The 11,476-nt window shown below is 45.1% G+C and carries 8 protein-coding genes; 5 read left to right on the top strand and 3 right to left on the bottom strand.

Features of this window, described 5'->3' with window-relative positions; genetic code table 11:
- Positions 1-166: 166 nt before the first annotated feature.
- Genes CXF58_RS09000 through CXF58_RS09010 form a run of 3 tightly spaced genes read left to right on the top strand, consistent with a single transcriptional unit; the run spans position 167 to position 4,957 of the window.
- The gene (locus tag CXF58_RS09000; RefSeq protein ID WP_102077263.1) at positions 167-2,938 is read left to right on the top strand and encodes an alpha/beta fold hydrolase; all 2,772 of its coding nucleotides are present in this window, start codon (positions 167-169) and stop codon (positions 2,936-2,938) included.
- A complete protein-coding gene (locus tag CXF58_RS09005; protein ID WP_102077264.1) occupies positions 2,931-4,133 on the top strand; it encodes a patatin-like phospholipase family protein in 1,203 nt (400 codons plus the stop codon). The genes CXF58_RS09000 and CXF58_RS09005 overlap by 8 nt, the downstream gene beginning before the upstream one ends.
- A gap of 8 nt (positions 4,134-4,141) precedes the next feature.
- Positions 4,142-4,957 carry an SDR family NAD(P)-dependent oxidoreductase gene (locus tag CXF58_RS09010; protein ID WP_180952560.1) on the top strand — a complete coding sequence of 272 codons (816 nt, stop codon included), beginning with the start codon at positions 4,142-4,144 and terminating at the stop codon, positions 4,955-4,957.
- A 7-nt stretch (positions 4,958-4,964) separates the two neighbouring features.
- On the opposite strand, the gene CXF58_RS09015 is transcribed toward CXF58_RS09010, so the two are convergent.
- The 3 genes from CXF58_RS09015 to nadA all read right to left on the bottom strand — a co-directional run bounded on the left by CXF58_RS09015 (position 4,965) and on the right by nadA (position 8,980).
- Positions 4,965-5,858, bottom strand: coding sequence for a phosphatidate cytidylyltransferase (locus CXF58_RS09015; protein ID WP_102077265.1), 894 nt, complete (start codon positions 5,856-5,858; stop codon positions 4,965-4,967).
- 79 nt (positions 5,859-5,937) lie between these two features.
- Positions 5,938-7,839 carry an L-aspartate oxidase gene (gene nadB / locus CXF58_RS09020; RefSeq protein ID WP_102077266.1) on the bottom strand — a complete coding sequence of 634 codons (1,902 nt, stop codon included), beginning with the start codon at positions 7,837-7,839 and terminating at the stop codon, positions 5,938-5,940.
- Position 7,840: 1 nt separating this feature from the next.
- Positions 7,841-8,980, bottom strand: coding sequence for a quinolinate synthase NadA (nadA, locus tag CXF58_RS09025; RefSeq protein ID WP_102077267.1), 1,140 nt, complete (start codon positions 8,978-8,980; stop codon positions 7,841-7,843).
- A gap of 318 nt (positions 8,981-9,298) precedes the next feature.
- Between nadA and CXF58_RS09030 the strand changes: the two genes are divergently transcribed.
- A complete protein-coding gene (locus CXF58_RS09030; RefSeq protein ID WP_102077268.1) occupies positions 9,299-10,333 on the top strand; it encodes an NUDIX hydrolase in 1,035 nt (344 codons plus the stop codon).
- A gap of 203 nt (positions 10,334-10,536) precedes the next feature.
- Entirely contained in the window at positions 10,537-11,397 is an 861-nt protein-coding gene (gene nadC, locus CXF58_RS09035; RefSeq protein WP_102077269.1) for a carboxylating nicotinate-nucleotide diphosphorylase, read from the top strand.
- Positions 11,398-11,476 lie beyond the last annotated feature (79 nt).

Here is an 11,476-nt window from a genome sequence, read left to right on the forward strand (position 1 = left end):
TGGGGATTGTATCATATTAGCTCGTAAATATGGCTATCAGCACATCATATTCATCGCAAAATATGACGGTTGTTTGAGTAGTAAATGACCTCTAAGTGGCTGGTTATTCTTTACCTGACAAACTTTTGTTGCTACATTGAAGGCATCAAACGTTTTGGCACGTATTATGTCGCTATATCAACTCAAGTCTCAATTCCAAGATCAATTGCGTCCTATAAGCGATACTCTAGCTGGGCAAGGTGTTACCGCCAACCAAGTGACGGTTTCAGCAGTATTGTTGAGTGTGGGAACGGCCTATGTGATAGCTAAGCCCGCAGCCAGAAATCAAGCGCTATGGCTGTTAATGCCGTCATCATTGTTTGTGCGTATGGCGCTCAATGCTATTGATGGTATGATGGCGCGTGAGCACGGGCAGGCATCCAAACTTGGTGCAGTGCTTAATGAATTGGGCGATATTGTTGCCGATACAGCATTATTGGCCAGTCTGTTGCCGCATATTGATAATCAAGAAACGCCCGTTGGGCTGATAAATATCGCAGAAAACCTATCTCACAGTCAGCGCCATATTGTCGGTTTGATTGGTTTTAGTATTGGTACCGAGCTACTGGGCATAGCCAGTAATACAGCGCTAGGTACTCGAGCCAACCATGGGCCATTAGGCAAAAGTGACCGTGCTTTTTTGCTGGGTGTGCTTGGCATCTTGGTTGGTGTCAAAGTACCGTTATCGCTATCACCTATAAGAATAGGGCAGCTGTGCCTACTGACAGAAGCAATGCTCTTAAAAACTTGCCTCAATCGCTTGCGTTATATGGTGAATTTATACGTAATGCGTAAACCGCCAGTGCCTAAATCAACACTGAGTGCCTTAAATACTTGTCATCATTCAAACATTTCCAACCATGCTGAATTTTCTCCTAGCGTCATTGATGGTTTCATCGCTCATAACGCTTTACCTCATTCTTCTACTAATGCTTTTCTTTTGGAATCCAATATTATGTCAGCGACCTCTAATAGTGCAGAAAATAAAATAAATCTGCTTAACGATAGTAATCATAAAGACCCATCCCAAAAGACGTCATCAAAGAAACTCTCATCAAAGCAACCTTCATCAAAGCAGTTCTCACCCAAAACTATTCATGGTGAAAGTAGTTATAACGCTTATGATGGCACGGCAATATATTATCGTTACTGGCTGACGATGCCTCTAGAGGCTATAAAACAAATCAGTCAGCAACACACACAACAGCGCCAAGTCATTCTGTTACATCGTGGTCATGAGCATTCAGGACGATTGGAAGAGTTAGGACAGCAGTTTGCTGCGGCTGGCTATCAGGTATTTGCTTGGGATGCACGCGGTAATGGGCGCTCAGGCGGTATCAAAGACCATGCCGAGAGCGTCACCGAGCTAGAGCGCGATTTAAACGACTTTGTGCAATTGGTCGTTGCTCAAACTGGCATTGCCATTGACGATACTTTACTCATCGCCAGTAGTATCGGTGCGGTACTCGCGGCAGCATGGGTACATGATTACGCGCCCAATATCCGCGGGATGATTTTGGGTACACCTGCATTGAAGATTCGTTTGTATCTACCCTTTGCCATACCGTCGTTAAAGGTGGCTCGCGCGCTTGGACTGATGTCACGCGTGAGTAGCTACGTCAAAGCGCAAGTGCTGACCCATGATAAAGACGCACAGCACGCCTACAATGCCGACCCGCTTATCTCCAATAGCATCTCGACTGACTTGCTCATTGATACTCATGCGACGGGTCAACGCTTGCTCGATGATGCTGGTGCCATTACCGTACCGACGTTTGTATTGTGCGCAGGCAAGGATTATGTGGTCGATAAGCAGGCTGAACGCGATTTTTATGACGCGATTAATACGACTACTAAGCGTTGGCAATTATATCCAGACAGCTATCATGCGATCTTTCATGAAACCAATAAAGCAGACGTCTTCGCTGATTGTATCGAGTTCGCTGAGCAGGTATTCAGTACGGACGTTAAAGCATCGGATTTGAGCGCCGCTCATCTAAACAGTGCCAGTAAGGATAAGGTTGATCGCTTAGCGATTAAACCTTTTAACCCAAGCTTTGCCATTACCCGATTTGCCATGCAAAAATTTGGTCATGTCAGCGATGCCATTGCCACAGGGCTTGCGCATGGCTTTGATTCGGGTCATTCGCTCGATCATGTCTATTACAATCAGCCGAGTGGTCAGAATAAATTTGGTCAGGCAGTCGATAAATTTTATCTCAATAATATCGGTTGGCAAGGGATTCGTATCCGCCGTGAGCATATATTAGAGCTAACACGTCAAGCTTTAGCAGATATTGAAAATAAGAACCAAAATAGTGCTAAGTCATACCAACCAAGATTGCTAGATATTGCTAGTGGGTATGGCTTTTATGCGTTTGATTTGTTGACAGAATTTGCAGACTTGCATGCTGAGCTACGTGATTATGAGCAGCATAATATTCAAGCGTTACAGTCGAAAGCGCAGCAGCTAGAAATTACTGATCGCGTGATTGCCTGTCAAAAAGATGCCTTTGACCCTGCCAGTTATGTTAATGAGCAGAAAGAGACTGGCAGTGCCGATGAAACAAAGTTCGATATCGCCATTGCCTCTGGTGTTTTTGAATTGTTTTCTGACAATATGCTACCAACGACGGCTTTGGCAGGCATTTACGATAGTTTAAAATCTGGTGGTTATTTGCTTTATACCAATCAGCCTTGGCATCCTGAACAAGAATTTATCAGTAAAACCTTAAACAATCATCGTGGCAGCAGTTGGGTGATGCGTTGTCGTTCACAAGCAGAGATGGATCAGTTGGTTGAGAATGCTGGCTTTCAAAAAATAGCGATGCGTATTGATCGCTTTGGTATTTTTACCGTGTCATTGGCAATTAAAGTCGCCTCAACCAATCATGAATAATACGCATGCCAAACCCTATGAGCGTGTACAGCTTTTTTCAGGGGGCGGTTCACGTTTTGGCTATTATTTAGGTAGCTATGCAGCATTGGTGGCTCATGATTTGACGCCGGATATGATTGTTGGCACCTGCGGTGGTAGTCTATCGGCTTATTTGGTTAATTTAGCGCCCGATCCCAAGGATTTGCAGGAGCTCATGTGCAGCCGTGAGTTGTATCGTGTCATTACTGCCATCAGACATGTCGCGCCAGCCGAAGCAAGTAAGCGATTAAAAATACGTTGCATGACTCAGGCTTTCAAGCGCTGGCGACTCACAAAACAAAAAGCTAACGGACAAAGACAGCAGCAAGCAGATAACTATGAGCGGATTTTAGATGAATTACAGCAGCTAGCGATATTTCGAGTCGATAATGAGGAACAATGGCTTGACGAGTTGTCTGGTTTTTCTCTCAAGCACAATAATAATTTGTTTAATCCTACCGCGCCAGAGATAGCCATTATCGCCAGCCGCCTGTATCCAACAGCTAATCAAGGGACTACTGCTAGTAATTCTGTTCACAATGATTTTAGGCTACAAGAATTATTATTTGCCCCGCCGCGATTGGCAGTATTAGATCTCATTGCAGAAAAACTGAATTCACCGGCTCATACATTTGCTAATGGACGTATAACTCAGTCTGTCAGAACGCTGACCAAATGGGATTTTGCCCCTGCGATTCGTGCTTCTATGGCAGATATGTATTACCTACCACCGACGCATATCGCAGCCCTTGGTTGGTGTTTAGGCGGAGTGATTAATCTCACACCCATTGAGCTGGCGTGTCAATTGGGTCATAGCGTATTTGCAGAAACCAAGGCGGGTTATGATTCATGGCTTGCCGCACCAGCCATTCAACGTGTTTTTGGTTTTGACCCCAACGAGCGTTTGGCACAGGTGCAGGGTTTTGATTCAACAGAAACGCTGCCACGCGCTGATTCTGTTGAAACCAGTCCTCGAGTGAATCAACTACATTGGTTACCTTTTGCAGATAATGCTCAGCAGTTGGCAAGGCAGCATGTACAAAAGCGTTTTAACATCAGACAAATGACCGTTGAGCTGATTCACAGTGACTATGATGGCTTTGTACAGCAAATGCAGGCGCAATGGCAGTATGGCTATCAGCGTACCACTGACTATATACAACAGCACGGGCTATGAGTTCGCAAATGAAAGACCTTACACAATCTACTTCAGCTCATAAGTCATCGCATATCATCGTTTTCGGCGGTACGAGTGGACTTGGTTTGGCACTGGCGCTGCATCATCAGGCGCTTGGCTGGCAAGTGAGCGTGGTTGGTCATAGTATGGAGAAGATAGATAATACCAATAGTCAGCATCCTAACATTATTACTTATTGCTGTGATTTGACTGATAACGTGCAAACACAAAGTTTGTTAGAGAGCTTGTCAAATATCAGTTTTCAAAGAGTGATTTATAGTGCGGGTAGTTATACCAATGAGCGTGTTCACCATCTGAGTCAAGCGGACAGCGATCAAATGCTAGCAATTAATCTGCAAGCGTTTGAGCAGGTTTTTAGATGGGCAAGTGAGCAATTAAGGCGGCAAAGCTGTGCGTTGGATTTCAACGAAAACAGCAGCCTAAGCCTAATTTGTATTGCTTCTATCGCCGGTACAATGGATTATCCTTACGCCAGTCTTTATGCCAAAAGCAAACGCGCGATGATTGCCAATGCTAGCGCCTATCGTGCAGCACTTGCGCCTTATGATATCCAAGTAAACTGCATCGCCTCAGGCTATATCGATACCCAAGCATTACGTGATTTAAATAATGGTGATGCTAGCCATAAGCCATTCATAATAAAAACACAAACGGCGGTTGAGAAGATTATGCAGGCAATTGATAAAGATATTGAGCTGGCCATATTTCCACGCTCTATGGGCTATATCATTCGGGCGCTAAACCATTTACCTAAGCCTTTGCTTAACTGGATATTGCGTAGTAAATTGGATAAAACCACTTGATAACAGCTTAGCCAAGCAGCCAATAAAACAAGGTAAATAATGGCACACCAATCAGCAGACTATCTATTCTATCCAATACGCCGCCATGTCCAGCGAGCATAGTACCCGTGTCTTTTACTCCGTGCTGACGTTTAAAGGCGGATTCTAATAAATCTCCAGCGATACCACTTACCGCTAAACCATAGGCGGCCAATAAGCAAATCCACCAGCTAAAAGAAGTGAGCCAGATGCCTAATAGTGTGGCCAATATCGCTGCTAATACACTGCCAAAGAGAGCACCTTCGATACTTTTATTCGGGCTGATGGTTGGAGCAAGACCGCGCTTAAAGATTTTGTGACCAAGCAATCGTCCGCATAGATACTGGGCAATATCATTAAATTGGCTGGCGAATAATACAAAAAACAAAATGCCATATTGTTCGCGCTGCCACGTTAATTGTTGTAAGGCAATCAAGCTGATAATCAATGCGGTAAAGACAGAACTAAACAGCAAGTCTAGGAATTTTAAACGTGTATAGGCTCGCTTAGAATCACAAGGGGTTTTGATAAAAGGCTGAGTATTTGGTTGCAAGCCACGCGCTTGAAGTTTACTAATAAGCCTAGCTTTACTAGGTAGGTGCCATAATCGTTTAATCTCGTAGCCGCCACGCACACCAATTAACAAGAAAAAAGCGATCAGCAACCACTGATAGGGGTATGTGCGAGAGTGTAGGTGTTGACTATTATCAGTTATCTTAGCGATAACATAACAAGCGCAAAGCGCTGCTAACATGAGCCACCATGAGCGTGCTATCAAGTAGATTTTCGGTAAGCGCTGACGCAAGCTAGGTAGGGCAAGCATAGCCCAAACCGAACTCACGACTATCATTAGAACCATCACAAACCGTAAGTCAGAAGCCATGTTTTTAGCACTTTGAGGTCGATAGAGAACGGTAACCCACCGTTTTTTTTATGGCTGAAGTGGCAACGCTTAATTGCTGTTAGGCGTTAGCAACTGTATATACCGATTCAGCCTCTGTATCATCGATTATAGGCTGAACCAACCAATCGATACCACCCTCTTTCAACTTTGATAATGGTTCAATCACACTGGTCCGAGGTGTGCTCGTTAAGTTGGGATAGTCTTTTCGGTAATGGCCACCGCGGCTCTCAAGTCGTTGATAAGCGGACTCGATAACTAAGGTCGCTAATTGCAACTGTCTGGCTAACTGAAAGTAGGGCAGCTCATTTAGAATAGTAGGGTTATCTTTATTATCGATATCTAACTGATTAGAGTCATAGCCGTTAAGCTGCTGTTGCCATTGCTGTATTTGCAAAAGTGCTTGTTCTAATTGTTTAGCATCCCGGGTAATGCCCATATGAGACGTCATCAAAGCTTTTAATCCTGCGGTTATTCCAGTGATATCAGCATTTATATTGACGTGGATGTTGTGATTGTCATTTTTATTACAGTTACTTTCATATTCAACAGACGATGGCAAAGTAATGCGCTGACTATTTTTAAGCGTTGGCGCTGTCCACGTATCATAGATTGATTCATTTAAATCAGAATCAGGTAAAGTTGTTTCTAGCGTTCCTATTGCTGCTAAATAACGCGGTAAATCAGCAGCGATATTGCGCCCAACCACCACACATTCCAACAATGAGTTACTTGCTAAGCGGTTTGCTCCATGCAGACCTGTATAAGCGACTTCACCCGCCGCATAAAGTCCTACCACATCGGTTACGCCATTGGCATCTGTGACCACACCACCACAACTATAATGAGCGGTCGGCGCAACGGGGATAGTGTGTTTTGTAATATCAATGCCAAGCTCGAATAGGGTTTTATAAATCTGCGGAAAATGCTCGCGCAAAAACTCCGCTGGCAAATGACTGACGTCAAGATTGACATAACCAAGCCCATTTTGATTAATCTGCTCAGCGATGGCACGGGCAACAATATCTCTTGGAGCTAGTTCTGCGCGCTCGTCAACCTCTAGCATAAAACGCTTACCTGTCTGCGGGCAATATAATCGTCCACCTTCACCGCGTAGTGCTTCAGATATTAGAAAGCTACTGTCATCTAAGGCCAAACCAGTTGGGTGAAATTGGATAAATTCTAGATTTGCCAAGCGGCAGCCGGCTTGCCATGCCATCATCACGCCATCGCCGACACAGACGTTCGGCGCGCTGGCACGCTTAAATAATTGCCCTAAACCGCCACTGGCTAAGACAACAGCACGGCTATGAAAGGTGAGTTTACGTTGATTGAAGTGATCAAAAACAAGCGCACCTTGGCATTGCTTATTTGGATTGGCGCTATTTGTTAAAAGTCTCAACGCTTCATGAAACGGTAGCACAGTAATGTTGCTTGCCGCTTTTACCTTGACTGTTAAAGCTTCCATCACGTGGCGACCAGTTGCATCATCAGCGTGGGCGACCCGCCGACAGCCATGACCGCCTTCTTTGGTTAAATGCAAATTACTGGTCTGTAATGCTGCTAAAGGATTTGCATTATCATGCTGCTGTCTTTCCTGCTTAGGAATCAAGGTAAAGGGCACGCCTTGCTCACATAGCCATTGTACGGCTTGCTGTCCCGCGCTTAAAATGCTGCTGGTATTGTCAGCTTCGCATAAGCCTGCGCCTGCAATGAGCGTATCAGCGATATGGTCAGCGACACGGTCATTCTTATCTAGACTGGCTGCAATTCCGCCTTGCGCATAATGGCTTGAGCAAACCTCCAATGCCGCTTTGCTGAGTACCGTAATATTTAGAGACGTTGGTAAGGCAAGAGCAGTACTTAAACCGGCAAGTCCAGCGCCAATAATAAGCACGTCTGTCTGTATAATATCTGTAGAATTATAAGTATTTACCTTATCCGCTGACTGTGCCTCGCTCATATTAGGCCGCTCCGACATTGGCAAATAATTCGCGGTCTTTGACGATATCTCCGCTCGCGGTCACCCGTTGCTTTTGCGCTTCGGCAAAATCAAGCATGCGTTGTAATGGTTTTCTAGCTGCTGCTGCAAGCTCAGGCGTCATGAGCACTTCGCCGCTACGATTGGTCAAGCACTGTTCAATACCTTGCAGGCCATTCATTGCCATCCATGGACAAAAAGCACAGCTTTTGCAACTGGCGCTTTCACCAGCCGTTGGCGCCGCTAAAAAGCGCTTGTTTGGCGAGCGCTTTTGCATCTCGTGTAAGATGCCCAAATCGGTAGCGACGATAAAGGTCTCAGCATCCATCTCATACGTTGATTGCAACAGCTTACTCGTCGAGCCGACCACATCAGCCAGTGCTACGACGCTATCAGGTGACTCAGGATGTACCAATACTTTGGCGTTTGGGTGTTCTTCTTTTAGTTGCAGCAGCTCGGTCGCTTTAAACTCATTATGCACGAGGCACGACCCCTGCCAGAGCAGCATATCCGCGCCAGTTTCTTGCGCGATGTATTTACCCAAATGGCGATCAGGACCCCAAATAATTTTTTCACCATTCGCATGCAAATGGCGAATGATATCGATGCCAACCGACGAGGTTACCACCCAATCAGCACGGGCTTTCACAGCAGCACTTGTATTGGCATAAACCACCACTGTACGCTCAGGATGGGCATCACAAAAGGCAGAGAATTCATCAGCAGGGCAGCCCAAATCAAGTGAGCATTCAGCCTCCAAATCTGGCATCAGTACCGTCTTCTCCATACTCAGTATCTTTGCTGATTCACCCATAAAGCGGACACCAGCGACGACCAAGGTTTGCGCACTGTGCGCTTGTCCAAAGCGCGCCATCTCTAGCGAATCACCAACGCAGCCGCCGGTTGCCAAGGCCAAATCTTGGATAAAAGGATCAACATAGTAATGCGCAACCAATACCGCATTATGCTCTTTTAATAGCTGCTTAATATTCTCTTCAACCGCAAGTCGTTCCGCACGTGGCAAATCCGCTGGGATTTTCGCTTTGGCGTATTCGATATTCATCTGAGTGGCAATGCGATTATCAGTGCTCATGATGGGCGCGTCGTATGGATAAGTTTTCATAAGTGCAAACCTTTGCTGCGATAACGGCAAACCAATAGCCGCTAAAAGTGAGTCAGTTAAATGTGGTTAAATAACAAGTTTTAATAATTATGCTCATTTTGAGCATAAATACAAGTATTTTTTATAATCTGCTTGTAAAATGATACATAATTCGTCAAAACTTACTTTCCTGGCTATCTTTTTTATGGCCTTTAATAATGTCTATTTACAACGGCAGGCTATGATAGTTTTCGATTCACGCTATACTAAGCGTGGTCAGAAACACTTCATTTTAAAACTCTCATTTTACGTTTAAACATAAAGGAAACCTTTAAAGCCATGACGTTGTCTTATTCGCATTCGCATCAACAAGGTAGCGGCACCACAGAAGTGGTCGCCGTGCTGGTAGCGATTACTGAGCACACCGCGCGCGTTTTAACGGTTGATCAAGGCAAGCTCTTGCCCAACGGGCCATTGATGCCATTACATCGCTCCTTGCAAGCGGGCGTACGCCAATGGGTCGAGGAGCAAACGCAGCAGCCACTTGGTTATTTAGAGCAGCTTTATACCTTTGTCGATACCAATAGACGCAATGTCGATGGCCATGCGCTTGTCTATGTGAGCTACCTAGGCTTGGTGCAAGAAGCGCAAATGCAGGAGCTGCCAAGCCAAGCATTATGGCGTGATTGGTACGATTATTTTCCGTGGGAAAATCACTTGGATGGTATGCCGAGTATGATTATGAATCATATTGTGCCGGCGTTATTAAGCTGGGCAGATAGCGCAGCAGAAACGGTTGTCCAGCAGCGCCGCCGTCAACGTATTGGTTTATGCTGGGGAATCAGTGAGGAAACTTTCGACGTTGATAGGTTTAAAGATACGGACAAAGCACCAAATGCTGATAAAGCTTATGAAAATAGAGAATGGGTGGCTGAGCATGTCTTGCTGCGTTATGAGATGCTGTATGAAGCAGGTTTAATCCCTGAAGCGCCGACTTATCCGCCCAGTTATCAGCTGCAACTACCGACAAGTTGGTCGCAGTTAATCGGCGTACCGATGTATTACGACCATCGCCGCGTGATTGCGACTGCCATCTCAAGGCTGCGGGCAAAAATCGAATATCGACCGCTTATCTTTGGTTTGATGCCGGATGTGTTTACCTTATCTCAGCTGCAACAAAGCGTCGAAGCGCTCTCAGGCGTACCTTTACATAAGCAAAACTTCCGCCGTCTACTTGATGCGCAAAACCTTGTCATGGAGACGGGTCAGAGTAGTAGCGCTCAGCGCGGTCGCCCTGCCAAGCTTTATCGCTTCCGCCATGATATTGAGCTACAAAGTTTACTGATGGATAGTAAATTGCCTAAACGAAAATAGCATCAACTGCACAAGCCTTCCTATACCGACGCTAAATACTCATATCAAAGCGAAATCATATTGGTTCATTTTATTAATTTACACCCTTTTCTTGCGAGGCTTTGTACTTTGCGCTATATTTATGCTCATTTTGAGTTTAATTAAAGATGTTTTACTAAGTGTATCGAACGCATATAAATATCAGGCAAAAATAAGGGTCAAATATGACAGTTAAACAAGAGCCAGCATTGGCTGAAGTATTGCTTAAACCTTTGGTGAAAGCGGCGTTAACGGAAGATTTGGGCAGGCGCGGTGATGTGACATCACAAGCGACTATTCCTGCTGATATGCGAGCGCAACTACAGATTAAGGCGCGCCAAGCAGGTGTGATTTGTGGTATGGATTTAGCGCGTTTGTCTTTTGCTTTGATTGACGAGCAAATCGAGTTTATTGCCAAAGTCAATGACGGTGCGACGGTCGAAGCGGGTACGGTACTGGCAACAGTGCGTGGTAACGCGCGAAATTTATTAACCGCAGAGCGTACCGCGCTTAACTTTATGACTCATCTCAGTGGTATTGCGACAGATACCAAAAAAATTGTCGATAGCGTCGCAGAATACCCAACGCAAATTACCTGTACGCGTAAAACCATTCCTGGGTTGCGTATCATACAAAAATACGCGGTGCGCTGCGGCGGCGGGCGCAATCATCGCTTGGGCTTAGATGATGCGATTTTAATCAAAGACAACCACATTGCCATTGCAGGTAATATAAAAACCGCTATTCAGCAAGCGCAAAACTTTGCTGGGCATCTCATTCCGATAGAAGTCGAAGTCGATACCTTGGGTCAATTAGAGCAAGCCTTAGAGGCTGGCGTGAATTTGGTACTCTTAGATAATATGGCACCTGAAGTTTTGTCAAAAGCCGTTGCTATGTGTAAGGGTCGCGCCAAAACCGAAGCCTCTGGTGGTATCACGCCTGAAACCGTGCAAGCGGTAGCAGAGACAGGCGTTGATTTTATCGCGATGGGTTATTTAACCCACAGTACGACAGCATTAGATATTGGCCTCGATTTTAGCGCTTAAGATTAACGGTCGGTCTACATCGATGCTAAAGCTTTTGATTAATTTTATGGCATAAATCTCGGTTAGATAAGTTATTAAA

This window comes from Psychrobacter sp. Sarcosine-02u-2, assembly GCF_002836335.1.
Classification (GTDB): domain Bacteria; phylum Pseudomonadota; class Gammaproteobacteria; order Pseudomonadales; family Moraxellaceae; genus Psychrobacter; species Psychrobacter faecalis.

Coding starts and splice junctions, on each gene's coding strand:
- CXF58_RS09015 (WP_102077265.1), bottom strand. CDS start 5,858: ATGGCTTCTGACTTACGGTTTGTGATGGTTCTAATGATAGTCGTGAGT.
- CXF58_RS09005 (WP_102077264.1), top strand. CDS start 2,931: ATGAATAATACGCATGCCAAACCCTATGAGCGTGTACAGCTTTTTTCA.
- CXF58_RS09000 (WP_102077263.1), top strand. CDS start 167: ATGTCGCTATATCAACTCAAGTCTCAATTCCAAGATCAATTGCGTCCT.
- CXF58_RS09030 (WP_102077268.1), top strand. CDS start 9,299: ATGACGTTGTCTTATTCGCATTCGCATCAACAAGGTAGCGGCACCACA.
- nadC (WP_102077269.1), top strand. CDS start 10,537: ATGACAGTTAAACAAGAGCCAGCATTGGCTGAAGTATTGCTTAAACCT.
- nadB (WP_102077266.1), bottom strand. CDS start 7,839: ATGAGCGAGGCACAGTCAGCGGATAAGGTAAATACTTATAATTCTACA.
- nadA (WP_102077267.1), bottom strand. CDS start 8,980: ATGAAAACTTATCCATACGACGCGCCCATCATGAGCACTGATAATCGC.
- CXF58_RS09010 (WP_180952560.1), top strand. CDS start 4,142: ATGAAAGACCTTACACAATCTACTTCAGCTCATAAGTCATCGCATATC.